The sequence below is a fragment of the Teichococcus coralli genome (genome assembly GCF_009829925.1).
Lineage (GTDB): Bacteria > Pseudomonadota > Alphaproteobacteria > Acetobacterales > Acetobacteraceae > Pseudoroseomonas > Pseudoroseomonas coralli.
Map to the genome: position 1 here is coordinate 93,704 of NZ_SNVJ01000007.1, position 24,563 is coordinate 118,266.

Consider the following 24,563-nt stretch of genomic DNA (forward strand, 5'->3'; position numbering starts at 1 on the left):
GAGCGTCACTCCTCGAGAGGGGTCAGGATCCCGGCCGGCGCGGCAAGCGTCCGGGCCAGGTGTCGGGTGGCGGCGGCGACGTCGAGTTGCGCCGCCGCCTGCGGGCCCAGTGCCGCCACCGCCTGCAGGAACAGCAAGGTGTTCGCCGCATCGGCGCGGCCCTGCACGCGGGCCAGCGGAGACTGATAGGTCAGCCGCACCTCGCGGCCGTCCAGCAGCAGCGGCGGCACCTCGCCACGCCGCCGCAGGATGCTGAGGCAACGGCCGATCAGCGGCGTCAGCAGCTCGGCCTGCATCCGCCCATAGGTCGCGCCGAGCAGCCGCGCCGTCTCGGCACTGCGCTCCAGCACTTCCGTGGCGGTCATGCGGGCGTCCCTCGGCGCGGTCAGCCGGTCGGCCAGCAACGCGCTGCGGATGCGCCCGCGCAGGTCGTCCAGCATCAGCTGCGAGACGTCGAAGTTGCCCGGCGCGGCCAATGGCGTCAGCCCGGAGGAGCCCGGCGCCTTCGGAATGATGGCGCCCGGCACCAGCCGCACCGTGGCGGGGTTCAGCACCCCGTCATCCTCGGCCTGCCAGATGCCGGTGGCGGCGATGGAGGCGTTCTTCAGCACCAGCTCCACCACCTTGTTGACGGTGCGGATGTCCGGCAGCGCCTTCATCACCGGGCCGCGGCCATAGACCTCGCCCGGCACCTTCATCCAGCGGAAGGCGATGAAGGGGCTTTCTCCAAAGCGTCCAAAGCCCAGCGGCACCGCCTGCCCTTCATGGTCGAGCACGGCGAGGTAGCCGCTGCCCGTCCGCTCCGGCCACACCGCCTCGACCACGCGGTACCGGCGCGGCGACTCGTCTTCGCCGCTCCCGGCCAGCAGCGCCGCCGGCAGTTCCGCCTCCGGATAGCGCGCCTGGATCGCCGCGGCGTCGAGCGCCACGCAGCGATAGACGGTGTCGAGCCGGCCGCTCGGTCCCTCCTCCAGCACCGCGTCGCGCAGCGGCACGGCGGTGAAGCGCAGCGCCGAGAGCCCGCCGGCCGGCGCTTCCTCGACCAGCAGAACGCCGGTCCCGGCAACCACCAGGTCGAGCAGGGCCTGGTGCATCTCCAAAGCGAAGTTGGAGCGGTCCAGATGCCCCTGCAGCGTCTCCGCCGCGGCTTCCAGTGCCTTCGCGGCGGCCGCGCCCTCGGGGCCATTGGCCAGCGATTCGGCCGGCGCCAGCCCGAACCAGCGGGACCAGGGAGGCGTCAGCTCGGCCAGCAGGCTGGCGGCAAGCTGCTCTGCGGCATCCGGCGCGGTCGCGTCATAGAGCGCCGGCCCGCCGCTGCCGGGCGTCCCGTTCAGCACATGGTCGTAGCATTCCTGCCAGACGCCCTCCCAGGGGCGGCGGCGTTCCCGCGCGGCGCCGTGGCGCGCCAGAATGGTCTCGGGCGAGAGGGTCATCGGCCTCACTCCCCAAGCAGCGTCTTGCGGGTCCCGGCGAGACCCTGCGGCAACGGCTCCAGCACGCCACGGGCGGAGGTGGCGATGGTGCCGGCGAGGCCGCGGCGAGACCGCTCCAGGTTCTCCGTCCGGGCGGTCTGCTCGGCGGCGTCGGGGGTCGGCCCGGCGGGCGGGGAAGCGACCGGCTCGGTCGCGGTCACGACCACCGGCTTCGGGGCGCGGAACAGGCCACCCATGCGCGTGCGGCTCCTTCGGTTTGGCGGAAAGGTCGCCCCAAAAAGCCGCGGGCCCGTCCGGAGTGTTCCGGACGGGCCCGCGCAGTCGGGGGGATCGGGAGGAGGTCAGCGGGCGCAACTCACCCGTTGACGAGGACCTTCTTACCGGCGGACGGCGGCGTCGTCAAGGACTTTTTTCCTACAACCGTAAATTTCTGCAGCTTCCGGTAGAGCCCGCGCGGCGTGAGGGCGCGCGGCGCGCCTTCGCCGAGCAGCGCGCGGCACACCGCAACGCAGGAATAGGGCAGCACCCCCGGCAGAACACCGCAGAAGGCGCCCCCCGGCGCGAACGGTCCGAGCACCGTCAGTCCCGCGCGACGATAGAAGCCCGGCAGGTCGAACTCCGGCCCCAGTTCGGGCCGGGAGACCAGCAGCCGGCCGGACAGCGGCTCCACCACCGTCCACCCGCCGGAATCGCCGAGCACGGCGAAGCAGTGGCGGAAGCCCGGCCGCAGCAGCCTCAGCCAGAGCCGGTCCGCCCGGCCGCCAAAGCCGATCCAGACCCGCTGCCCGCCCTCAGCAAGGGCATGGCGCGGCGCAATGCGGGGCACCGCTCCCTGGAGCCGCCGCGGCGCGCTCATTCCGGGAAGCGCCCCTGCAGCGCCACCACCACCTCCTCGCCCGCCGGCATCGGCAGCGCCGAACCCGCCACGATTCCCTTCATGCGCAGCGGCCAGTCGAGCCGCTGCATCGCCTCGTTCCAGATGCGCCAGTCGGCCTTCTCCTGGGCATAGCGCGGGTCGGGCGCCGCGCCGCGCTCGCCCCAGAAGCGCATGATGCGGGCATGCACCAGGTCAATCCGCCGCTGGCGATAGAGCCGGTCGAGGCACTTCACCACGTCGTCCGGCTCGCAGGGCCGCTGAACACGACCGGCGCCAGCGACCACGCGGGCGCCTTCGCGACGTGCCACCAGGGCCGCCATGGTCCAGAGCCACGCCTCCTCGGCACTGCCGAAGGGCTCCACCTTGGTCATGTTGGAGAGAACGGGGGAGGCGGAGGAACGGCGCAGCGCAGTCATGGGGGATTCGCCTTTTGGTTGCAGCGGCGCCAATCATTACGAGTAGCTTTATAGGCGTCAACACCTATCTGTGATGATCTTCCTATTGCTTTCCGACCGTGATCCTAGGATAATCCGCCCATGCGCCATGACGACATCTGGCGGGCAGTGGATGCGCTGGCAGCCGAGCACGGCCTGTCGCCTTCCGGCCTCGCCCGCAAGGCGGGGCTCGACCCCACAGCCTTCAACCCTTCGAAGCGCGCCGGCACCGACGGCCGCGCGCGCTGGCCCTCGACCGAGAGCATCGCGAAGATCCTCGCCGCCACCGGCACGGATATGGAGAGCTTCGCCTCGCTGGTCAGCGGCGCCCCGGCGCTCAACAGCGCAGGCCGCATCCCGCCCGGCCGGCGAATCCCGCTGATCGGCCTCGCCCAGGCCGGCAGCGATGGCTTCTTCGATGATGGCGGCTATCCCGTCGGCGGCGGCTGGGACGAGATCAGCACCCCCGAATTCGCCGATCCCAACGCCTATGCGCTGGAGATCTCGGGCGAGAGCATGGAACCGGTCTTCCGCGACGGGGACCTGGTCATCGTCTCGCCCAACTCGCCGGTCCGCCGGGGAGACCGCGTGGTGGCCCGCACCAACCGCGGCGAGGTGATGGCGAAGGAGTTGATTCGCCAGTCCGCCCGGCGGATCGAGCTGGCCAGCCTCAACCCGGCGCATCCCAACTACAGCTTCGACCTCTCGGAAGTCACCTGGATGCACCGGATCGTCTGGGCCAGCCAATAGCCGGTCAGCGCCCCGCCTGCAGTTCCTCCAGCAGGCGCTGCGGGTCGCCCTCAGCGTGGCAGACCAGGAATCGCCCCTCGCCCAGGGGCACGGCCGCCAGGCCGGTGTCCTCATAGGCCCGCAGCAGCTCCGGCCCCACCTGCCAGAAGGCATGGGCCACGCCGTTGCGCTCGCACAGGTCGCGAAAGCGCCAGAGCGCGGCAATCCGCGCGGTCTCCTCGCCCGCCGGATCGCCGATGCCGATCCAGACCCGATCCCGCCGAACAAAGGCGAAGCCCGCCCCCCGTCCCCCTTCGGCGAAGATGGCGCCGTCCGCCTGGCGGGGCGTGCGCGCGCCGAGCGCCGCCAGCCGCGCCCGGGTCGCGAGGTCGTAGGCCGGCACGCGGATGCGCGCAGGCCGCAGCAGCCGCAGCACCGCCACCAGCATCAGCACGCCGCACAGGCCCACGGTGAAGCGCAGCGTGTGCGGCGCCTCCTCCGAGAAGGGCACCGCCCACCAGGGGTTGTCGGCCACCGGCCCGCGCCAGGCGATCTGCGCCAGGATCAACGCCGCCACCACGCTCGCCGCAAGCGGCATCAGGGTGCTGGATGCCAGCGGCTCGCCGGTCAGCCGAGCGTCCCGGTAGAAGGCGGTGCGGATGCAGGCCAGCAGCCCCGCCAGTGCCAGGAAGCCCACCGGCACGAACCAGGGCTCGCCGCGCAGCAGCGTCACGATGCCTCCCAGCATCAGCAGCGCGATGCCGGAAACCCAGGCGATGCGCAGCCGCCGCACCATGCCATAGGCCACCACCAGCAGCAGCGAGCCGATCAGCGAGGCGGCGAAATGGCTGGCCAGCGCTGCCCACTCCCCCGCCCAGGCGGCCAGCGGCGAGCCACGCGCCGGCAGCGCGCCGATAAACAGCAGCGCCACGCCGGCGAGGCCCGAAAGCCCCGCCAGCGCCGGGCCTTCCAGCGCGTCCGTCACCTGCGATTCGGTGCCGATCCGGCCCAGCACGTGGCGCCGCTGGTTCAGCTCGAAGCCGGCGAACAGCGCCCCCGCCAGGAACAGCGGGATGATGTAGTAGAAGAAGCGGAACAACAGCAGCGCGCCGATCACCTGCGGCGCCGGCACATAGGGCTGCAGCCCGATCAGCACCGCGCTGTCGAACACGCCGAGCCCGCCCGGCACATTGGCGGCCAGCCCCGCCGCATAGGCCGCGAGATAGATGCCGATGAAGCGCGGGAAGCTCAGCCCCTCCGCCGCCGGCAGCAAGGCGTAGAAGATCATCGCCGTGACCGCGACATCCACCCCCGCCAGCACCGTCTGCATGCAGGCCATGCGGAAGCCGGGCAGGTCGATGCGATGCCCGAAGATCGTGAAATGCGGCACGAAGCGCGAGAGCAGGATATAGCCCGCCACCACCCCGATCAGGGCAATGCCCAGCCCCCGCATCGCCCAGTGCGGCAGGTTCTCGGCGATCCAGGGCAGCACCTCCGGCTCCCAGATCAGCACCGCCCCGCCCAGCGCCATGCCGCCCAGGCCGAAGGTGAGGCTGGTGAAGGCGATCACCTTCGCGATCTCCGCCGGGGTCAGCCCCCAGGCGGCATAGAAGCGGTAGCGCACGGCGGCGCCGGAAACCGCCGCGAAGCCCAGATTATGCGCCAGGGTATAGGCGCAGAAGGAGGCCAGCGACGTGCGCAGGTAGCTCACCGGCCGCCCCGCATAGACCGATCCGAGCCGGTCGTAGATGGTCAGCACCCCATAGGCCAGCACGGTCCAGCCGCCGGCGGTCCACAGCGCGCTGGACGGCATGGCCGCCAGCGCCTCGCCGATCTCGGCCATCGAGAGGTGGCGCACCTCACGCTGCACCACGAAAAGCGCACCCGCCAGCAGCAGCAGGCCGAACACGGTGGCTCCATGCCGGCGCAGCGTGCCGAGCATGCCCGTCACGCCGGGCTCGTCTCCGCCCTGGCCACTTCCGGCGGCCGGGCGAGCGCCTCCTCGATCAGCCGGATGGTTTCCGGCACGCCGTACGCCGCGGCCAGCGAGCCGAAGCGCGGCCCCTGGTCCGCCCCCACCAGCACCTGATACAGCGCGTTGAACCATCCCCGTGCCACGCCCGGCGAGCCGTCCTTCTGGACCTGGATGAAGGGATCCCGCCGCCCGGCGTCATAGACCAGCGTCTGGATGCGTTCCGCCTGCGGCAACCCGTGCGGCAGCGCCTCGATCTCCGCCTGGTGCGCGCGCAGCATCTCCACCAGCGCGAGGAAGCAGGGCCGCTCCTCCGCCGTTGGCGCCCGCGGCTTCAGCCCCGGCAGGATGAAGTCGTGCGAGTAGGCCACCGCATACCCGACGAGTTGCCCCAGCAGCGGCTGCGTCTCCGGCGTCGCCTCCGGCGCGTAGTTGCGCACGAACTTCCACAACCGCTCCGGCGTATCCGCCGCCGACACGGTGGCGAGGTTCATCAGCATGCCGAAGGTCAGCGACGGCTCGGGCGTATTGGGCACCTCGCCGCCATGGATATGCCAGTCAGGGTTGGCCGGATCTGGATTGGCGCGCAGCTTCTCGCGGAAGGTCAGGTACTCGTCCGTCGCCCGCGGGATCACGTCGAAATAGAGCCGCTTCGCCCGCCCCGGCGCCTGGTACATGAAATAGGCCAGGCTTTCCGGCGGCGCGTAGCGCAGCCACTCCTCGATGGTCAGCCCGTTGCCCTTGGACTTCGAGATCTTCTGCCCGCCCTGGTCGAGGAACAGCTCATAGGTGAAGCCCACCGGCGGCTCGCTGCCCAGCACTCGGCAGATCTGCGAGGAAAGCCGCACGCTGTCGATCAGGTCCTTGCCCGACATCTCGTAATCGACGCCGAGGGCGAACCACCGCATGGCCCAATCGGCCTTCCACTGCGCCTTGACGTGCCCGCCCGTCACCGGCGTCTCGAAGCGCTCGCCCGTCGCCGGGTCGCGCCAGACCACGGTGCCGTCCTGCGGCCGCACCTCGTCCATCGGCACCTGCATCACCACCCCGCTGCGCGGATGCACCGGCAGGAAGGGCGAATAGGTGGCGCGCCGGTCCGGCCCCAGCGTCGGCAGGATCACCTGCCGCACCTCCTCATGCACCGCCAGCATCCGCAGCAGCGCCGCGTCGAACCGGCCAGACCGGTAGTAGTCGGTGGCCGAGGCGAACTCGTATTCGAAGCCGAAGGCGTCCAGAAAGGCGCGCAGCCGGGCGTTGTTGTGGTGCCCGAAGCTCTCATGCGTGCCGAAGGGGTCCGGAATGGCGGTCAGCGACTTGCCGAGATGCTGCCGCAGCATCTCCCCGTTGGGAACGTTGTCCGGCACCTTCCGCAGCCCGTCCATGTCGTCCGAGAAGGCGATCAGCTTGCCCTGCAGCCCGGTCATCCGCTCGAAGGCCTTCCGCACCCAGGTGGTGCGCGCCACCTCGCCGAAGGTGCCGATATGCGGCAACCCCGAGGGCCCGTAGCCGGTCTCGAACAGCGCCACCGATTTCCCGGCCTGCGCAATGCGATCGGCGACCTTGGCGGCTTCCTCGAAGGGCCAGGCCTTGACGGAACGGAAGGATGAATCGGCGGTCATGCCAGCCCCCTTGCCAGCGCCGGCGCGCCCGGTCAACGCGCCGCGACGGCAAGTCGGCCCCTGCGGTCCTGCGCGGCCGTCATCTTTGAGCGAACCCTTTGCCAAAGCTGGTCTTGTTCGCCTTTTGCCCCTAGTTTCCCGGCGTGTCGACCATGAAGGGCGCAGCCGGCGCCCTCCCTCCCCGCCTCTTGCTGCCCGATGCCCCGGCCCTGGTCGCGCCTGCCCCCGGCAGCGCCGTCCTGCTGACGCCCGATGGCGAGCTCTCCACCCTGCGCGCCGCCGCCGTGCCCGCCGCGCTGCGCGAGCTCGGCCCGCCCATCCTGGTGCATGCCCCCGCCACCGCGAAGCGGCTGAACCTCCCCGCCCTCCCCGGCGCCTGGGATCTGCTGGAGCTTTTCGCCTTCTGCCAGCCCGCCCTCGCGGCGCCCCCCACCCCGCGCGGCCTGGCCCTCGCCCTCGACCTGCCGCCGCCGCCGGACGCCGAATCCGCCGCCGCCCTGCTGCCCGAGATCGCGACGGAACTGCTGCGCCGCCTCGCCCGCGCCCGCAACGCACCGCTCAACCGGGAGGCCGCCGCCCTCGCCGCCCGCCTGCGCGACGCCGCCGACTGGCCCTGGGCCGATTCCATCCTTGCCGCCCTCGGCCAGCCCGGCGCGCGCCCGGGCCGCGACGCCCTGAAGGTCTGGCGCGCCCTGCCGGAATGGGAGGAGGCCGCCCCGTCCCCGCCGCCTGCCAGCCTGCCCGTCTCCCCCGCCGAGGCCCGCACCCGCCTGGCCGAGATCCTCGGCGAGAGCGCCGAGCAGCGCCCCTCCCAGGCCGACTTCGCCTCCGCCGCCTCGCTCGCCTTCGCCCCCCGCGAGGCACCCGGCGAGCCGCAGCTCGTGCTGGCCGAGGCGGGCACGGGCACCGGCAAGACGCTGGGTTATGTCGCCTCTGCCAGCCTCTGGGCCGAGCGCAACGGCGCCCCCGTCTGGATCGCCACCTACACCCGCAACCTGCAGCGCCAGCTCGACCAGGAACTCGCCCGGCTCTACCCGGAGCCGGAGCAGCGCCGGCAACGCGTGGTCATCCGCAAGGGCCGCGAGAACTACCTCTGCCTGCTGAACTATGACGAGGCCGCCAGCGGCGCCATGCCCGGCCGCCTGCTCCCCCTCGCCCTGGTCGCCCGCTGGGCGCTGGCCACGCGGGACGGCGACCTCCTGGGCGGCGACTTCCCGGGCTGGCTGATGGAGCTTTTTTCCGCCGGCGCCATCTCCCTGCTGGCCGACCGGCGCGGCGAGTGCATCCACTCCGCCTGCCCGCACTGGAAGCGCTGCTACGTCGAGCACTCCATCCGCCGCGCCGCCGGCGCGCATCTGGTGGTCGCCAACCATGCCCTGGTCATGGTGCAGGCCGCGCTCGGCGGCGGCGAGGACGGCCCCGCCCTGCGCTATGTCTTCGACGAGGGCCATCACCTCTTCGACGCCGCCGACGGCGCCTTCTCCGCCGCGCTGTCCGGCGCCGAGATGGCCGAGCTGCGCCGCTGGCTGCTGGGCAGCGAAGGCGGGCGCGGCCGTGCGCGCGGCCTGCGCCGCCGGCTGGAGGAGCTGCTGGCCGAGCACCCCGCCTTGCTGCCGCCGCTCGAACTGGTCGAACGCAACGCGCGCACCCTGCCTTCGCCGGGCTGGTGGGACCGCTGGGCCGTCCTGCCCGAGGCGGACGAGCAACGCGCCGAGGACCGCGGCGAACCCCCCGACGACCCGCGCCCGGTTGTGGCCAGAACCGTCCAGGGCGAGCCCGCCGAGACCTTTCTTCGCGCCGTCCGCACGCAGATCCTCGCCCGCACCGCCGAGGCCGACCCGCTCTACGATGCCGAATGCGACCTCCACCCGCTGCACGAGGACCTGCCGGACGCCGCCGCCCGGCTGGAGGACGCGCTGGAGCGCCTGCGCGCCCCCCTGAAGCACCTCGCCAAGCTCCTGGCCGATCTTCTGGAAGACCCCGATCAGGAGCTGGAGACCGGCGACCGCATCCGCCTGGAGACCGCCACCCGCAGCATCGAGCGCCGGGCGCTGATGCCGCTCGCCGCCTGGGTCGCCATGCTCGCCCGCCTGCGCGAGCCGCCCTCCGAGCCCGGCCAGCGCCCCACCTATGTGGACTGGCTCGCCCTGTCCCGCCGCGAGGGCCGCGACGTGGATGCCGGCCTGCACCGCCACTGGCTCGACCCCACGGTTCCCTTCGCCACCCAGGTCGCTGCCCCGGCGCATGGCGTGCTGATCGCCTCCGCCACGCTGCGCGACGCCGCCCGCAAGGACCCCGAATCCGCCTGGCGCGAGGCCGAGGCGCGCACCGGCGTGCAGCACCTGCCCAGCCCCGCCATCCGCGCCGCCGTCCCCTCCCCCTTCGACTACGCCGCCAACACCCGCGCCTTCGTGGTGGAGGACATCACCCGCGACAGCCCCGGCCAGATCGCCGCGGCCATGCAGCAGCTCTTCCGCGCGGCCGGCGGCGGCGCGCTCGGCCTGTTCACCGCCATCCGCCGCCTGCGCGACGTCCATGCCCGCATCGCCCCCGCCCTGGCGGAGGCCGGCCTGCCCCTCTACGCCCAGCATGTGGACGCCATGGACAGCGCCACCCTGGTGGACATCTTCCGCGCCGAGGAGGATTCCTGCCTCCTCGGCACCGATGCCTTGCGAGATGGCGTGGACGTCCCCGGCCGCGCCCTGCGCCTGCTGGTCTTCGACCGCGTGCCCTGGCCGCGCCCCTCCATCCTGCACCGGGAGCGCCGCATCCACCTCTCCGGCGGCCGCCCCGGCGGCTATGACGACGCCATCGCCCGCCACCGGCTGCGCCAGGCCTTCGGCCGCCTGATCCGCCGCGCCGACGACCGCGGCGTCTTCGTCCTGCTCGATTCCCGCACCCCCTCCCGCCTGCTGGCCGGCCTGCCGGAGGGCGTGGTGCCGCAGCGCCTGGGCCTCGCCGAGGCGGTGCGGCAAACGGCCACGTTCCTGTCACAAACCCCATCACCGCCTGGGTGTTGAACGGCAATCTGCGCTAGGATAGGCCTGCGCCTGGAAGGAGCCCCCCCGATGCAGCACCCGAAGATCCGCTTCACCGCGCAGGAGGCCCTGGTCTGCGCCATGGTGCTGATGTCCGCCGCCGACCAGCAGATGTCGGACGCAGAGCTCGACATGATGTCGCGGCTGGTTCAGGAGCTGCCGGTCTTCACCAACTTCCGGGCGGAAGAGATCGAGCTCGTCACCGAATCCTGCCTCACCCTGCTGCGCGAGCGGGACGGGCTGGACCATGCCTGCGCGCTGATCCGCGAGGCCCTGCCGCCCCGCCTGCGCGAGACCGCCTATCTTCTGGCCTGCGAAGTCGCCGCCGCGGATGGCGACGCCACCCAGGAGGAGCTGCGCTTCCTTCAGGACTTCCGCATCGAGATGGACATTGACCGGCTGATCGCCGGCGCCATCGAGCGTGCCGCCAAGGCCCGCTACCAGATGGTCTGAGGCCCGGGAGGGCGCTGCCCTCCCGCCCTGCCGCCGCCGCGGCCCTTGCCGCCGGCGGCCTCAGCCGCTCAGAGCGGCTTGAGGTTGGTGGCCGCGGCCTTGCCGCGCTCCATCGCCACGTCGTAGCTGATCTTCTGGTTCTCCTGCAGCCCCTGCAGACCCGCCTTCTGCACGGCGGTGATGTGGACGAACACGTCCTTGCCGCCATCCTGGGGAACAATGAAGCCGAAGCCCTTCGTCGCGTTGAACCACTTCACGGTGCCAATCGCCATGCGATGCACTCCTCGTTCGCTTCGGCAGAAGCACCAGCGCCCCTGCCATGAACCCAGCCGGTGTCCCGGGACGGCTTGAAGGCGACCGGGTCTCCGGAGGCACGGCAAGGCGAGCGGAAGCGGTTGGCTGCCGTTTAGTGGTGCAGATCGTTAACAGCCTGTCAACGAAAACCGCCACGCATCCCCTGGCCCCAAAAACGAAGGGGGCGGCCCTCGCGGACCGCCCCCTCTGCAGCTCCGATCCCGAAGGGATCAGAAGTCCATGTCGCCCATGCCGCCCATGCCGCCAGGCGCACCGGCCGGCGCCTTCTTCTCCGGGCGCTCGGCGATCATCGCCTCGGTGGTGATCAGCAGCGAGGCCACCGAAGCGGCATCCTGCAGCGCCGTGCGCACGACCTTGGTCGGGTCGATGATGCCGGCGGCCACCAGGTCCTTGTACTCGTCCATCTGCGCGTCATAGCCGTACTCGTAGGTGCCGTCGCGCAGCACCTCACCGGCGACCACCGCGCCATCCTTGCCGGCGTTCTCGGCGATCTGCTTCAGCGGCACCTGCACGGCGCGGCGGACGATCTCGATGCCGACATGCTGGTCGTTGTTGTCGCCCTTGAGGTCGGCCAGCTTCGCCGCGGCGCGCAGCAGCGCCACGCCACCACCCGGCACGATGCCTTCCTCAACCGCGGCGCGGGTCGCATGCAGCGCGTCGTCGACGCGGTCCTTGCGCTCCTTCACCTCGACCTCGGAGCCGCCGCCGACGCGGATCACGGCCACGCCGCCGGCCAGCTTCGCCAGGCGCTCCTGCAGCTTCTCGCGGTCGTAGTCCGAGGTGGTCTCCTCGATCTGCGCCTTGATCTGCTCCACGCGGCCCTGGATGTCCTCCTTGGAGCCGGCGCCGTCGACGATCGTGGTGTTCTCCTTCTCGATGCGGACGGTCTTCGCCTGGCCCAGCATCTGGAGGGTCACGGTCTCGAGCTTGATGCCGAGGTCCTCGGAGATCACCTGGCCACCGGTCAGGATCGCGATGTCCTCGAGCATCGCCTTGCGGCGGTCACCGAAGCCCGGGGCCTTCACGGCGGCGATCTTCAGGCCACCGCGGAGCTTGTTGACAACCAGGGTCGCCAGCGCCTCGCCCTCGACATCCTCGGCCACGATGATCAGCGGGCGGCCGGACTGCACGACGCTCTCCAGCAGCGGCAGCATCGGCTGCAGCTGGGACAGCTTCTTCTCGTGGATCAGGATGTAGGGGTTCTCGAGCTCGGCGATCATCTTCTCCGCATTCGTGATGAAATACGGGGAGACGTAGCCGCGGTCGAACTGCATGCCCTCGACGACGTCGAGCTCGGTCTGGATGCCCTTGGCTTCCTCGACCGTGATCACGCCCTCGTTGCCGACCTTCTCCATCGCCTCGGCGATCATCTGGCCGATCTCGGCCTCGCCGTTGGCGGACAGGGTGCCAACCTGCGCCACCTCGCCGGAGGTGGTGATCTTGCGGGTCTTGGCCTGCAGCTCCTCGACAATGACGTTCACCGCCTTGTCGACGCCGCGCTTCAGGTCCATCGGGTTCATGCCGGCGGCCACGGCCTTGGCGCCCTCGCGGACAATGGCCTGCGCCAGCACGGTCGCGGTGGTGGTGCCGTCGCCGGCCAGGTCGTTCTGCTTGGAAGCGACCTCGCGCACCATCTGCGCGCCCATGTTCTCGAACTTGTCGGAGAGCTCGATCTCCTTGGCGACCGTCACGCCGTCCTTGGTGATGCGCGGGGCACCGAAGGACTTGTCGATCACCACGTTGCGGCCCTTCGGGCCCAGCGTCACCTTCACGGCGTCGGCCAGGATGTCCACGCCACGCAGCATCCGCTCGCGGGCATTGGCGCCGAACTTCACGTCCTTAGCAGCCATCGTTCTCTACCTCGTCAGATCTGTTGCAGGAATGGGGTCCGCAGGCCTCAGGCCGCGATCACGCCCATCAGGTCGGATTCCTTCATGATCAGCAGGTCCTCGCCGCTGATCTTGACCTCGGTGCCGGACCACTTGCCGAACAGGACGCGGTCGCCGACCTTCACGTCGAGGGCGGCGATCTCGCCACGCTCGTTGCGCGCGCCAGGGCCGACGGCGACGATCTCGCCTTCCTGCGGCTTCTCCTTGGCGGTGTCGGGAATGATGATGCCGCCCGCGGTCTTCTCTTCGGCGGTCACCCGACGAACGACGACGCGGTCATGCAAAGGACGAAACTTCATTGGCCCTCTCCTGACGCCCTATATCTGTGGCGCATTCAGCGACGGTTGCCCCGCCGGGCAGGGCAAGCCTTGTTAGCACTCACCCCCGGCGAGTGCTGACGATCTAGGACGCCCTCCATTTTCCGTCAAGCGTCAAGCAGCACTCTTTCCACATGAGTGCTAAAGCGCTGGAATTGCAGGTTTTTATTGCAAGGCCACGGCACCGCCATGCGATGCTCCGACTCCCATGGATGGGAAACGCGATGCGGCCCGGCAGCCGGGCCGCCGCCCACAACGGAGACGATCGCCCATGCTGCTGCGGGATATCGAGGCCTTCGTGCGCATCCCCGATTGGCGCCTGACCACCGCCGAGATCCTCTACCACCTGCCCGACCACCCCGGCGTGCTGCAGAGCTTCGTGTGGCAGAAGTTCGACCATGCGCCCGGATTTCCCGAGCTGCGCCGCTTCCTGGACTTCTGGCAGCGCGAGATCGAAGGCCCGCTGCACTCGGTGCGGGTCGCCTCCAGCGCGCTGACCCGCCCGGCCGAACTTCGGTACGCCGAGGGGCAATTCAACCTGCACTGAGGGGAAAAGCCGGGGCCGCCGCCCCGGCGCGCTTCACAGGACCGCCAGCAGGATGGCCAGCGTCGCCAGGGAGAGGATGGTCGAGAGCAGCACCGTGGCGCCCGAGCGGTCCGCCCCGGCGGCATAGCGGCGGGCCATGAAGAAGGCGTTCGCCCCGGTCGGCATCCCGGCCGCCACCACCGCCACCGCGAGGGCCAGCGGCGGCAATCCCAGGCCCCTGCCCGCCAGCCAGACCAGGGCCGGCATGACCAGCAGCTTCAGCGCGGTGCAGAGCAGCGCCGAGGGCCAGTCCCGCCGCGCGTCGAAGGCGACCAGGCTGGCCCCCAGGCAGAACAGCGCCACCGGCGGCCCCGCCATCCCCGTCATTCCCAGGAAGCTCCGGACCACGGCGGGTAGTTCCAGCCCGGACTGATAGATCACCAGCCCCAGCAGCACCGCGAGCACGATCGGGTTGCGCAGCACCGACAACACCGTGGCCTTCAGGATGCCCAGCACCGGTGCGCGGGAGCTGTGCGCGATCTCCCCCACCACCGTCCCCAGCGGCAGCAGGATCAGCGAGTGCAGCCCGATGATGGCCAGCAGCTGCGACAATCCCGTCTGCCCATAGGCGGCGATCACCAGCGGCACGCCGATCATGCCCGTGTTCCCGTAGGCCGCGTTGAGCGCGAAGGTCCCGCCCTCCATCAGCCGCATCCGCAGCACCAGGCGGGAGAGCAGCAGCGCCAGCGCATAGGCCACCAGGCAGCCGGAGAAGAAGGCCAGGGCCGTCGCGCCGCCGCTCGGGTGCGGCGTGGTGGCGCCGTTCAGCAGCAGCGCGGGCATGGCGAGGCGGAACACGAAATCCGTCATCCCGCGCAGCGCCTCTTCCGAGACCCAGCGGCGCCAGGCCGAGACATAGCCGATGCCGACCAGCGCGAAGATCGGCGCCACGACGTTCAGCAGCGTGTACATGGTGCAGCCATTCCGGGTCGGCCCAATCGGGGCCGGGCCCGGCCTCTCACGGGCGCAGCAGGCCGTCGATGAAGTCCGGCAGCCAGGGCTGCCTGGCACGGGTCGTCCGCGCCGCCTGCAGGATGGCGCGCACCTGCGCCACCGTCTCGTGGAAGTCGTGGTTCACCAGGACATGGTCGAAATCGGCCCAATGGCTGATCTCGTCGCGGGCGGCCTTCATGCGGCGGGCAATCTCTTCAGCGGAGTCCTGTCCCCGCCCATGCAAGCGCCGTTCCAGTTCAACGAGGCTCGGCGGCAGCAGGAACACCCCCACCACATCCTCCGGCAGTGCCGCCCGCAGCAGGCGGTGCCCCTGCCAGTCGATGTCGAACAGCACGTCCCGCCCGGTGGCCAGCGCCTCCACCACCGGCGCCCGCGGCGTGCCATAGCGCCGGCCGAAGACGTTGGCGCTCTCCAGCATCGCGCCGTCCGCCTCCATCGCCTCGAACTGCTCCACCGTGCGGAAGAAGTAGTGCACCCCCTCCTGCTCGCCGGGCCGCGGCGCCCGCGTGGTGGCGCTGACGGAAAGCTTCAGCTCCGGCTCGCGCTCCAGCAGCGCCCGGCTGACGGACGACTTCCCCGCGCCGGAGGGCGCGGCCAGCACCAGGCAAAGCCCGCGTCGCGAAATCCGGTTCATTCGACGTTCGCCGCCTGCTCGCGCAGCCGCTCGATGGCGGCCTTCAGCTCCAGGGAGATCCGGGTCAGCGCCAGGCTGGCCGACTTCGCCCCCAGCGTATTCGATTCGCGCCCGAACTCCTGCGTCAGGAACTCCAGCCGCCGTCCCACCACGCCTTGCTCGCCCAGCAGGGTCCGTGCCGCCTCCACATGCGCGGCGAGCCGGTCCAGCTCCTCCCGCACGTCGGATTTCTGCGCCAGCATCGCCACCTCCACCGCCAGCCGCTCCTCCGGCACCCGGCTGTCACCCTCCAGCAACTCGGCCAGTGCCGCCTTCAATCGGGCGCGATGCGCCGCCGGCTGGCTCGCCGCCTCCGCCAGCGCGGCCTCCCGCAGGGTGCCGATCTCGTCCAGCAGCCTGCCCAGGATGCCGGCCAGCTTCTCGCCCTCCGCCCGGCGCATTGCCGCCAGCGCCTCCAGCGCCTCGCCGAAGTCGGCGGCGAGCGCGGCATGCCGCGCCTCCTCCTCGCCCTCCTGCGGCTCGGGCGATTCAGCCCGCAGCACGCCCGGCAGGCCGAGCACCGCCTCCGCGCGGGGCGGCGGGCAGCCCGGGATGCGCGCCGCCACCGCCACCGCCAGGGCGATCGCCTGCTCCAGGGCGGCGGGGTCGGGCGTCAGGCGTGGCGCTCTGTCCTCGCGCTTCAGCGTCAGCGTGGCGGAGATGTTGCCCCGACGGAACCGCGCCGTGGCGGCCTCGCGCAGCGGCGCCTCCAGCCGGTCCAGCCCGTTGGGCAGGCGCAGGCGCACATCCAGCCCGCGCCCGTTGACGCTGCGCAATTCCCACACGAAAGCCGTGCCGTCCGGCAGGGTGCCCGCATGCCGGGCAAAGCCGGTCATCGACGAGAGAGCCATGCCCGGCCTTCTCTCCCCCTCCGCGGCAGGATGCAAGCCATGGCGCACACGGCCTGGACACAGATCGCCATCACCGGCGCCTCCTCCGGCCTCGGCCGGGCGCTGGCGCTGGCCTGCGCCCGCCCGGGCGTGACGCTCCACCTCGCCGCCCGCAATGCGGCGCGCCTCGCCGAGGCCGCCGCGACCTGCCAAGCCCTGGGCGCCGCCACCACCGAAACCTGCCTTGACGTCCGCGATGCCGCCACCGCCGAAGGCTGGATCGCCGGCATCCCGCATCTCGACCTGCTGATCGCCAATGCCGGCATCTCCGGCGGCACCGGCGGCGCGACCGAGCCTGCCGGCCAGATCCGCGCCATCTTCGAGACCAACGTCACCGGCGTGCTGAACACCGCCCTGCCCGCCATGGAGCGCATGGCGGCCCAGCCTGCCGGCGCCGACGGCGTGCGTGGCCGCGTCGCGGTGGTCGCCTCCGTCGCCGCCTTTGTCGCGGCACCCGGCGCCGCTGCCTACTGCGCCAGCAAGGCGGCCGTGCAGCGCTGGGCCGAGGCCGCCGACGCCACCGAGCGCCACCGCGGCATCCGCCTGCATGCTGTCTGCCCGGGCTATGTCCGCACGCCCATGACGGCGGTCAACGAATTCCCCATGCCCTTCCTGATGGATGCCGAGGAAGCCGCGCGCCGCACCCTGGCCGGCATCGCCGCCGGGCGCACCCGCGTGGCCTTCCCCTGGCCCACCTACATGATGGCGCGCCTCGCCGGCGCCCTGCCCATCGGCCTCCGGGCGGCACTGGCGGCCAGGCTCCCGGCCAAGCATGTGACCGAGGCGTAGAAAAAGATCGGGGGAAGGAACTCCCCCGTACTCTCATCTTCTTTCTGCCGGCCTCCAAGGGTACCTGTGCGGTGTCGGGGCGCCGGCGCTGCACCCGCCCCTGCAAGCGCCCCACCCTGCATTCACCCGTCCGGCCAGCGCCATCGAACCGGCAGGGGAGAAAAGAGGGAATCGGACGCACAAGTCCGATGGGGAGAATTCATCCTGGCCAGGTTTCACCCCCCCCCTGCCAGGCGGAGCGACAGGCCCGAACCTCTCTAACCTTCGGCCAGGATCAGGGCGCGCCGCGTTGACGTTCCAGCGCCCGCCAGCGGGCCACGTTGCGGTTGTGCTCCTCCAGCGTGCTGGCGAAGGCATGCCCTCCGGAACCATCGGCCACGAAATAGAGCTCGTTCGTTTCCATCGGCTGCAGCACCGCGCGCAGCGAAGCCACACCGGGGCTGGCGATGGGCCCGGGCGGCAGGCCGCGGTTCCGGTAGGTGTTGAACGGATGCTCCATGTCCAGGTCGGCCCGGGTCAGCGGCCGGTCCAGCACCCCGCCGTCGGCCGCGGCGTAGGCGACGGTCGGGTCGGACTGCAGCGGCATGTTGCGCTTCAGCCGGTTGAGGAACACCGCCGCCACCCGCGCCCGCTCCTCCGGCCGGCCGGTCTCCCGCTCCACAATCGAGGCCAGGATCAGCGCCTCGCGCGGCGTCTTCAGCGGCAGGTCGGCGGCGCGGTCCTTCCAGATCCGCTCCAGCGTCTCCCGCATCGCGGACGATGCGCGCCGCACCACGGAAGCCCTGCTGTCCCCCCAGCTATAGGCATAGGTCTCGGGCAGCAGCTCACCATCATCGAGGCTCGGCATATCCCCGAACAACCCCGGCGCCTGCTCCAGGATGTCGGCCATCTGCCGCGCGGTCAGCCCCTCGGGCAAGGTCACCATGCGCTGCACCGGCCGGGCCGTGCGCAGCACCTCCAGCACCTGCCGCAGCGAGGCATGGGCAGGGAACTGATACTCCCCGGCCCGCAGCGGCCCCTGCTTGCGGGTCAGCCACACGGCCGCGGCGAAGACGCGGGGGTCACGGATCACGCCCCGCTCGCTGAGCGCCTGCCCAAGGGCCTGGGTCCCGCTTCCGCGGGCCACCACCACGGCACTCGCCTCCGGCAGAGGCCCCGGCTCCTGCCAAGCCCGCCATCCCCACCAGGCGGCGCCCCCGCCAGCAAGCAGGAGCAGCAACAGCAGAGCCAGGAAGACTTTCCGCATGATGCGCCTTTGTCAGAATAGTGCCGGCCCGGAAACGACAAAGCCTCCGACGGCCCGCGCCTTCATTGCGCCGGCTGTCGAAGGCCGAAAGCCGCGGCCGGGAGAGCTGGGGCCCTCCCGAAGCCTGTACCACTCCGGTTCAGGGCGCCTTGCGGAACAGGATGCTCGCGTTGGTGCCGCCGAAGCCGAAGCTGTTGGACAGCGCCACCTCGATCTTGCGCTCCTGCGGCTCCAGCGCCACCCGGTCGACCACGCTCTCCCTCGAAGGCTTGCGCAGGTTCAGCGTCGGCGGCGCGACGCTGTCGCGGATCGCCAGGATCGAGAACACGCCCTCCACCGCGCCGGCCGCGCCGAGCAGGTGCCCGATCGCCGACTTGGTGGAAGACATGGCGAGCGCCTTTGCCGCATCGCCGAACATCCGCTCCACCGCCTCCAGCTCCAGGTCGTCGCCCATTGGCGTGGAGGTGCCGTGGGCGTTGACGTACTGGACCTGCTCGGGGCTGATCCCGGCGTTCTTGAAGGCCGCCTTCATGGCGCGGAAGGCGCCATCATGGCCTTCGGCGGGCGCCGTGATGTGGTAGGCGTCGCCCGACATGCCGTAGCCGATCACCTCGGCATAGATCTTGGCGCCGCGCTTCCTGGCGTGCTCGTACTCCTCGAGCACCAGGATGCCGGCCCCCTCGCCCATGACGAAGCCGTCGCGGCCCTCGTCCCAGGGGCGTGAGGCCTCCTGCGGCGCGTCGTTGTAGCCAGTCGAGAGAGCGCGCGCGGCGCAGAACCCGGCCATGCCGATGTCGCTGATCGCCGCCTCGGTGCCGCCGGCCACCATTACGTCCGCATCGCCAAGCGCGATCAGCCGCGCCGCGTCGCCGAGCGCGTGCACGCCCGTGGCGCAGGCGGTGACGACCGCGTGGTTCGGCCCCTTGAAGCCGTATTTGATCGAGACATGGCCGGAAGCCAGGTTGATCAGCGCCGAAGGGATGAAGAAGGGCGACAGGCGCCGCGCCTTGCCGGCGCCGACGAGCTGCGCATTCTCCGAGATCGTCGGCAGCCCGCCGATGCCGGAGCCGATCATCACGCCGGTCGCGTTTCGGTCGTCATCGGTCTGCGGAACCCAGCCGGAATCCTCGACCGCCTCGGTGGCCGCCACCAGCGCGAGCTGGATGAAGCGGTCCATCTTCTTCTGATCCTTGACCGGGATCCACTCGTTGAAGTCGAGCTTGCCCTCGGCCTTCGGGCCAGGAGGAACCTCGCCGGCGATGCGCGCCGGCAGGTCATTGGCGTCAAAGAGGCCGATCGGACCGATGCCGCTTTCGCTAGCCAGCATCCGCTGCCACACATGCGGCACGCCGACACCGAGCGGGCAAGCGATGCCCATCCCGGTGACGACGACACGCCGCGGCGTCGTCAGAGAAGCGAACACGCGTTATCTCTCCCTGGGAGGCGCCGCTAAAAGGCCTTCAGGCGGCCTTCTGCGCCTCAATGTAGTCGATCGCGTCCTTCACGGTCGTGATCTTCTCGGCGGCATCGTCCGGAATCTCGACGCCGAACGCCTCCTCGAAGGCCATGACCAGCTCAACGGTGTCGAGGCTGTCGGCGCCCAGGTCGTCGATGAACGACGCCTCGGGCGTCACCTTGCTCTCCTCGACGCCGAGGTGCTCGACAACGATCTTCTTCACCTTCTCGGCGGTATCGCTCATCGCCCGAGTCTCTCCTGCTTGCAGACGCTGCCGGGTTCCGGGAGGAGCCTATTCCCCGCCCTCGGCCGGCGCGGCATTAACACGGAAGCAAGCCGGGGAACAGATGACCCGGCCCTTCCGTTTCAGCTCATCGCCATCCCGCCGTTCACGTGAAGGGTCGAACCCGTCACCCAACCGGCGGCATCGGAGGCCAGATAAGCCACCGCTGCCGCGATGTCAGCGGCCTCGCCCATGCGGCCGAGCGGAATCCGCTCCATCAGCCGCGCCTTTTGGGCGTCGTTCAGCGCATCGGTCATCGGCGTGCGGATGAAGCCCGGCGCCACCACGTTGACCGTGATGTTGCGCGAGGCCAGCTCCTGCGCCAGCGCCTTGCTCATGCCGATCAGCCCGGCCTTGGCGGCGGCGTAGTTCGCCTGGCCGGCATTGCCGGTGATGCCGGAGATGGACCCGATCGAGATGATCCGGCCCGCCCGGCGCTTCATCATGCCGCGCATGGCGGCGCGGGCCAGCCGGAAGGGCGCCGCGAGGTCCACCTCCAGCACGTCCGCCCAGTCCTTGTCGGACATCCGCATGGCCAGCCCGTCGCGGGTGAACCCGGCGTTGTTCACCAGGATGTCGAGCTGCCCGAAGGCCTTCTCCACCTGCTCCACCAGCGCCTGCGGGGCCGCCGGGTCGGCAAGGTCGGCCGGCGCCGCGAGGGCCCCTTCGCCGAGTTCCGCCGCCAGCGCCTCCAGCACCTCGCGCCGGGTGCCGGAGAGCGCCACCTTGGCCCCCTGCCGGTGCAGCGCGCGGGCGATCTCGGCGCCGATGCCGCCCGTGGCGCCGGTCACCAGCGCCACCTTGCCGTCCAGTCCGAACATGTTTCCGGGCGTCCTCACAGCGACTTCAGGAAGGCTTCGATCTCGGCGGGCGTGCCCACCGTGCCGGCCGCCGCATCCGGCGCCAGCCGCTTCATCAGGCCGGTCAGCACCTTGCCCGAACCGATCTCAACGAAGCGGTCGCAGCCGAGTTCCAGCATGGTGCCGACGCATTCGCGCCAGCGCACCGTGCCCGTCACCTGCCGCACCAGCAGCTCGCGGATCTCCACCGGATCGGTCGCCTTGGCGGCGGTGATGTTGGCGACCACCGGCACCAGCGGCGGCCGCAGCTCGGCCACCGCCAGCGCCTCCGCCATGGCGTCCGCCGCCGGCGCCATCAGCGCGCAGTGAAAGGGGGCGGAGACCGGCAGCAGCATGGCGCGCTTGATGCCCTGCTCCTTGGCCAGCGCCACCGCGCGCTCCACCGCGCTGCGGTGGCCGGAGATCACCACCTGGCCGCCGCCATTGTCGTTGGCCGCCTCGACCACCTCGGTCTCGCCCTCGGGGCCTTCGGCGGCACGCGCGCAGATCTCCTGCGCCTGCGCCATCTCGGCACCCAGCAGCGCCGCCATGGCGCCAAGGCCCGCCGGCACCGCCTTCTGCATCGCCTGGCCGCGCAGCCGCAGCAGGCGCGCCGCGGTCGGCACGTCGAAGCTCTGCGCCGCGGCCAGCGCGCTGTATTCGCCCAGCGAATGGCCGGCCACCAGCGCCACCCGACCCTTCAGGTCGAAGCCGCCCTCCTGCTCCAGCACCCGCATCACCGCGAGGCTGACGGCCATCAGCGCCGGCTGGGCGTTGGCGGTCAGCGTCAGCTCCTCCGCCGGCCCCTCGAACATCAGGCGGGAAAGGCTCTGTTTCAGCGTCTCGTCCACCGCCTCGAAGACCTCGCGCGCGGCGGGAAAGGCCGCGGCCAGGTCTCGGCCCATGCCGACGGCCTGGCTGCCCTGGCCGGGGAAGACGAAGGCGATCGGCATGGCGGTGCTGGCTCTCCTGAGATGCGGCGGCCGGTTGGCCCGGGGCGCGGATTTCGTGCCGGACTCTGCCGGATGGTGAAGAATCCCTTGAAGGCGGGCGGGGTAACGGTGCCGTTCCCCGGAGTCAACGTCCGAGTCCCCGCGCGCGCCGAAGAATCCCGGCCCGCACCGGCGCCCTCCCGGTTTCCGGGCGCCAGGCCGCGAGAATTCTTGCCCCCGCGAGGGATTCGTGGTTTACGCCCCGCTCCCCTGCCGGGCGCGCGAGGCATCGCGCCCGGCTATGCCCGTTTGCGCGCGCCGGCATGGGCCGGCGTTGCCTGGGCTGAGACAGCCGCAGGGAGATCCCATGCCGCTTTACGAAACCGTGCTCATCGCACGTAACGACCTCACGCAGCAGCAGGTCGAGACCATCGGCGACCAGGTCACCAGCATCATCACCGAAGCCGGCGGCGAGGTGAAGAAGCGCGAGTACTGGGGCCTGCGTGGCCTGGCCTACCGCATCAAGAAAAACCGCAAGGGGCACTACATGCTCCTCGGCCTCGACTGCCCCGCCACGGCGGAGCAGGAGGTCGCGCGTCAGCTCGGCCTGAACGAGGACGTCCTGCGCCACATGACCCTGCGGGTCGAGGCCATCGACGAGGCGCCCTCCGCCATCCTGGCCAAGCGCGGCGACGACCGCGAGCGCGACCGCGGCTTCCGCGGCCCCCGCCCGCCGGCCGGCCGCTTCTCCTCCGGCCGCGGTCGCGACCGCAACGACGACCGCGAGGAATACCGCGCCCGTCCGCGCGACGAGTCCGAAACCGCCGGCGGCGAGGAGTAAGCCACCATGTCCGAGAGCACCGAGCTGAACATCGCCGCCCGCCGCCCCGCCGTGGGCGCCCGCCGGCCTTTCTACCGCCGCCGCAAGTCCTGCCCGTTCTCCGGCCCGAACGCGCCGAAGATCGACTACAAGGACGTGCGCCTGCTCTCCCGCTTCCTGAGCGAGCGCGGCAAGATCGTCCCCTCCCGGATCACCGCGGTGTCGGGGAAGAAGCAGCGCGAGCTGGCCAATGCCATCAAGCGTGCCCGCTTCCTGGCGCTGCTGCCCTACGTCATCAACGACTGACGGGCAGCGGACGGGAACCCGGACAACGGATGGATCGGCAGCGTGGCCGCCCAGCAACCCCGTATCGGCCTGATCGACGATCCCCGCCTGCTGGCGGGGGCGGCGGGCGGGCTCGTGTCGGCGCTGGCGGCCCTCTGGGCGTTCCGCGGGCTGCCGGCGGGGCTTGGGCTGTTCTGGCTCTCCCCCCTGCCGCTGTTCCTGGCGGGGCTCGGCTTCGGCAAGCTGGCGCTGACCGTTGCGGTTGGCGCGGGCGGCGCGGCACTGCTCGCCGTCACGCCCGGCCTGCTGCCGCTGCTGCTCTGGCTGGCGCTCTATGGCCTGCCTGTGCTGCTGCTGGTGGCGCTTGGCCTGCGCGCCGGTCCGCGGATCGCGCTGACCACGCCGCTCGCGCTGCTCGGCCTCTGGCCGGCCGGCCTGACCCTGGTCGCCGCCGTGCTGGCGGCCGACCTCGGGGGGCTGGAGGCGGTGATGCGCACCACGGTGGAGCTCGGCCTGACGCGCATGGGCGCCGATGTGCCGGCGGCCGCGGTGGACCAGATCGTGCGGCTGAACGCCGCCGCCCTGGCCCTGTGGCTCGGCATCGCACTGGCGGCCAATGCCGCCGCGGCCCAGGCTTTCCTGGGGCGCCGCGGCCTGGCCCTGGCGGCGGCGCCGCAGTGGCGCGAGGCCCGGCTGCCCGCCTGGTATCCGGCGCTGCCGGCGCTGGCGGGCATCGCCTGGCTGCTGGCCGACCCGGCCGACGCGCTGCTGCCGCTGTCGCTCAGCCTGGTGCTCGCCGTGCCGCTGCTGCTGCAGGGGCTGGCCGCGATGCACCGCCGGCTGGCCCGGCACAGCGCGCGGCTGCCACTGCTGATCCTGTTCTACGTCCTGATTCTCGTCTTCAGCCTGCCGGGCGCCCTGATCCTTGTGGCGCTCGGCCTCCTCGAACAGTACGGGCGCCGCAACCCGCCCGCCAACATGTGAGATCGGGGTTACACCGATGATCGAAGTCATCCTGATGCAGCGGGTCGACAAGCTCGGCCAGATGGGCGAGCTGGTGAAGGTCCGCCCGGGCTATGCCCGCAACTTCCTGCTCCCCCAGGGCAAGGCGATCCGCGCCAACAAGGACAACCTGGCCCGCTTCGAGCGCGAGCGCGCCCAGCTTGAGGCGCAGAACCTGAAGCGCCGCGAGGAAGCGGAGCGCGTGGCCGAGCGGATGGACGGGCTCTCCGTCGTCATCATCCGCCAGGCCGGCGAGTCGGGCGGCCTGTACGGCTCCGTCTCGGTGCGCGACATCGCCGACGCCTGCAAGGAGGCCGGCCTCGTCATCAGCCGCAGCCAGGTCGTCCTGGAGCAGCCGATCAAGACCCTGGGCCTGACCCAGGTTCGCGTCGCGCTGCACCCGGAGGTGGACCTGCCGGTGACGGTGAACGTCGCCCGCTCGCCGGAAGAGGCGGAGAAGCAGGCCCGCGGCGAGGACCTGCAGGCGCAGCAGCAGGCCGAGCAGGAGAGCCTGGAGGCCGAGCTGGCCGCCGAGCTGTCCGAACTGGGCAGCGCCAGCGAGCAGTAAGCCACGCCCGCCGGGCAATCCGGCGGCCTGGGCGAACGGACGAAAGGGGGAGCGCCCGCGAGGGCGCTCCCCCTTCTTTCGTGGAGAATTGTTTAGGCGCCCCTCCGCGCCCCTTGACTGGACAGCCCCCCTGACGCGTCGAACCATTGCTCCAACTTCTGCAG

26 protein-coding genes are annotated in these 24,563 nt (G+C 71.3%); 9 read left to right on the top strand and 17 right to left on the bottom strand.

Going from position 1 to position 24,563, the window contains the following annotated elements:
- Positions 1 to 5: 5 nt before the first annotated feature.
- The 4 genes from E0493_RS10205 to E0493_RS10220 form a co-directional block, all read right to left on the bottom strand.
- Positions 6 to 1,433 (bottom strand): portal protein, encoded by a 1,428-nt coding sequence (locus E0493_RS10205; RefSeq protein WP_160936837.1) that lies wholly within the window; start codon positions 1,431 to 1,433, stop codon positions 6 to 8.
- A 5-nt stretch (positions 1,434 to 1,438) separates the two neighbouring features.
- Positions 1,439 to 1,669: a hypothetical protein gene (locus E0493_RS10210; protein ID WP_160936838.1), complete on the bottom strand. Its 231-nt coding sequence runs from the start codon at positions 1,667 to 1,669 to the stop codon at positions 1,439 to 1,441.
- A 119-nt stretch (positions 1,670 to 1,788) separates the two neighbouring features.
- On the bottom strand, positions 1,789 to 2,289 hold the full coding sequence (locus tag E0493_RS10215; RefSeq protein WP_160936839.1) for a hypothetical protein: 501 nt from the start codon (positions 2,287 to 2,289) through the stop codon (positions 1,789 to 1,791).
- Positions 2,286 to 2,726, bottom strand: coding sequence for a hypothetical protein (locus E0493_RS10220; protein ID WP_160936840.1), 441 nt, complete (start codon positions 2,724 to 2,726; stop codon positions 2,286 to 2,288). The genes E0493_RS10215 and E0493_RS10220 overlap by 4 nt, the downstream gene beginning before the upstream one ends.
- 120 nt (positions 2,727 to 2,846) lie before the next feature.
- Between E0493_RS10220 and E0493_RS10225 the strand changes: the two genes are divergently transcribed.
- A complete protein-coding gene (locus E0493_RS10225) occupies positions 2,847 to 3,494 on the top strand; it encodes a S24 family peptidase (protein WP_160936841.1) in 648 nt (215 codons plus the stop codon).
- A gap of 4 nt (positions 3,495 to 3,498) precedes the next feature.
- On the opposite strand, the gene E0493_RS10230 is transcribed toward E0493_RS10225, so the two are convergent.
- Positions 3,499 to 5,415, bottom strand: a complete 1,917-nt coding sequence (locus E0493_RS10230) for a phosphatidylglycerol lysyltransferase domain-containing protein (RefSeq protein WP_202397058.1) — start codon at positions 5,413 to 5,415, stop codon at positions 3,499 to 3,501.
- Between the two features lie 5 nt (positions 5,416 to 5,420).
- On the bottom strand, positions 5,421 to 7,064 hold the full coding sequence (locus tag E0493_RS10235; RefSeq protein ID WP_160936843.1) for a lysine--tRNA ligase: 1,644 nt from the start codon (positions 7,062 to 7,064) through the stop codon (positions 5,421 to 5,423).
- A gap of 152 nt (positions 7,065 to 7,216) precedes the next feature.
- On the opposite strand from E0493_RS10235, the gene E0493_RS10240 reads away from it, so the two are divergent.
- The gene (locus tag E0493_RS10240; RefSeq protein ID WP_160936844.1) at positions 7,217 to 10,084 is read left to right on the top strand and encodes an ATP-dependent DNA helicase; all 2,868 of its coding nucleotides are present in this window, start codon (positions 7,217 to 7,219) and stop codon (positions 10,082 to 10,084) included.
- Positions 10,085 to 10,132: 48 nt separating this feature from the next.
- Entirely contained in the window at positions 10,133 to 10,555 is a 423-nt protein-coding gene (locus E0493_RS10245) for a tellurite resistance TerB family protein (RefSeq protein ID WP_160936845.1), read from the top strand.
- Between the two features lie 68 nt (positions 10,556 to 10,623).
- On the opposite strand, the gene E0493_RS10250 is transcribed toward E0493_RS10245, so the two are convergent.
- The 3 genes from E0493_RS10250 to groES all read right to left on the bottom strand — a co-directional run bounded on the left by E0493_RS10250 (position 10,624) and on the right by groES (position 13,058).
- Positions 10,624 to 10,827 carry a cold-shock protein gene (locus tag E0493_RS10250; RefSeq protein WP_160936846.1) on the bottom strand — a complete coding sequence of 68 codons (204 nt, stop codon included), beginning with the start codon at positions 10,825 to 10,827 and terminating at the stop codon, positions 10,624 to 10,626.
- 252 nt (positions 10,828 to 11,079) lie between these two features.
- The gene (groL, locus tag E0493_RS10255) at positions 11,080 to 12,720 is read right to left on the bottom strand and encodes a chaperonin GroEL (RefSeq protein WP_160936847.1); all 1,641 of its coding nucleotides are present in this window, start codon (positions 12,718 to 12,720) and stop codon (positions 11,080 to 11,082) included.
- A gap of 47 nt (positions 12,721 to 12,767) precedes the next feature.
- Positions 12,768 to 13,058 carry a co-chaperone GroES gene (gene groES, locus E0493_RS10260; protein WP_160936848.1) on the bottom strand — a complete coding sequence of 97 codons (291 nt, stop codon included), beginning with the start codon at positions 13,056 to 13,058 and terminating at the stop codon, positions 12,768 to 12,770.
- A 289-nt stretch (positions 13,059 to 13,347) separates the two neighbouring features.
- On the opposite strand from groES, the gene E0493_RS10265 reads away from it, so the two are divergent.
- Positions 13,348 to 13,623 carry an usg protein gene (locus E0493_RS10265; protein ID WP_160936849.1) on the top strand — a complete coding sequence of 92 codons (276 nt, stop codon included), beginning with the start codon at positions 13,348 to 13,350 and terminating at the stop codon, positions 13,621 to 13,623.
- Positions 13,624 to 13,656: 33 nt separating this feature from the next.
- Here E0493_RS10265 and E0493_RS10270 read toward each other — a convergent pair whose 3' ends face one another.
- The 3 genes from E0493_RS10270 to E0493_RS10280 are packed head-to-tail and all read right to left on the bottom strand — an operon-like array spanning position 13,657 to position 16,140.
- Positions 13,657 to 14,574, bottom strand: a complete 918-nt coding sequence (locus E0493_RS10270) for an AEC family transporter (protein ID WP_160936850.1) — start codon at positions 14,572 to 14,574, stop codon at positions 13,657 to 13,659.
- Positions 14,575 to 14,620: 46 nt separating this feature from the next.
- Entirely contained in the window at positions 14,621 to 15,250 is a 630-nt protein-coding gene (gmk, locus tag E0493_RS10275) for a guanylate kinase (RefSeq protein WP_160936851.1), read from the bottom strand.
- Positions 15,247 to 16,140 (bottom strand): YicC/YloC family endoribonuclease, encoded by an 894-nt coding sequence (locus E0493_RS10280; protein WP_160936852.1) that lies wholly within the window; start codon positions 16,138 to 16,140, stop codon positions 15,247 to 15,249. The genes gmk and E0493_RS10280 overlap by 4 nt, the downstream gene beginning before the upstream one ends.
- A gap of 39 nt (positions 16,141 to 16,179) precedes the next feature.
- On the opposite strand from E0493_RS10280, the gene E0493_RS10285 reads away from it, so the two are divergent.
- Positions 16,180 to 16,968, top strand: a complete 789-nt coding sequence (locus E0493_RS10285) for an SDR family NAD(P)-dependent oxidoreductase (protein ID WP_367614487.1) — start codon at positions 16,180 to 16,182, stop codon at positions 16,966 to 16,968.
- A gap of 274 nt (positions 16,969 to 17,242) precedes the next feature.
- Here the strand turns inward: E0493_RS10285 and mltG are convergent, their stop codons facing one another.
- The 5 genes from mltG to fabD form a co-directional block, all read right to left on the bottom strand.
- Complete coding sequence (gene mltG / locus E0493_RS10290) at positions 17,243 to 18,214, bottom strand: endolytic transglycosylase MltG (protein ID WP_160936854.1); 972 nt, start codon at positions 18,212 to 18,214, stop codon at positions 17,243 to 17,245.
- A gap of 139 nt (positions 18,215 to 18,353) precedes the next feature.
- The gene (gene fabF, locus E0493_RS10295; protein WP_160936855.1) at positions 18,354 to 19,637 is read right to left on the bottom strand and encodes a beta-ketoacyl-ACP synthase II; all 1,284 of its coding nucleotides are present in this window, start codon (positions 19,635 to 19,637) and stop codon (positions 18,354 to 18,356) included.
- Between the two features lie 37 nt (positions 19,638 to 19,674).
- Positions 19,675 to 19,914, bottom strand: a complete 240-nt coding sequence (locus tag E0493_RS10300; RefSeq protein ID WP_160936856.1) for an acyl carrier protein — start codon at positions 19,912 to 19,914, stop codon at positions 19,675 to 19,677.
- Between the two features lie 122 nt (positions 19,915 to 20,036).
- Entirely contained in the window at positions 20,037 to 20,774 is a 738-nt protein-coding gene (gene fabG / locus E0493_RS10305; RefSeq protein ID WP_160936857.1) for a 3-oxoacyl-[acyl-carrier-protein] reductase, read from the bottom strand.
- 14 nt (positions 20,775 to 20,788) lie between these two features.
- Positions 20,789 to 21,745 carry an ACP S-malonyltransferase gene (gene fabD, locus E0493_RS10310; protein ID WP_160936858.1) on the bottom strand — a complete coding sequence of 319 codons (957 nt, stop codon included), beginning with the start codon at positions 21,743 to 21,745 and terminating at the stop codon, positions 20,789 to 20,791.
- Between the two features lie 346 nt (positions 21,746 to 22,091).
- Here fabD and rpsF point away from each other — a divergent pair, with 346 nt between their 5' ends.
- The 4 genes from rpsF to rplI are packed head-to-tail and all read left to right on the top strand — an operon-like array spanning position 22,092 to position 24,399.
- A complete protein-coding gene (rpsF, locus tag E0493_RS10315; protein WP_160936859.1) occupies positions 22,092 to 22,565 on the top strand; it encodes a 30S ribosomal protein S6 in 474 nt (157 codons plus the stop codon).
- Between the two features lie 6 nt (positions 22,566 to 22,571).
- Complete coding sequence (gene rpsR / locus E0493_RS10320) at positions 22,572 to 22,850, top strand: 30S ribosomal protein S18 (RefSeq protein WP_076960322.1); 279 nt, start codon at positions 22,572 to 22,574, stop codon at positions 22,848 to 22,850.
- Between the two features lie 42 nt (positions 22,851 to 22,892).
- A complete protein-coding gene (locus E0493_RS23885; protein WP_160936860.1) occupies positions 22,893 to 23,813 on the top strand; it encodes a DUF2232 domain-containing protein in 921 nt (306 codons plus the stop codon).
- A 16-nt stretch (positions 23,814 to 23,829) separates the two neighbouring features.
- Complete coding sequence (rplI, locus tag E0493_RS10330) at positions 23,830 to 24,399, top strand: 50S ribosomal protein L9 (protein ID WP_160936861.1); 570 nt, start codon at positions 23,830 to 23,832, stop codon at positions 24,397 to 24,399.
- Positions 24,400 to 24,563 lie beyond the last annotated feature (164 nt).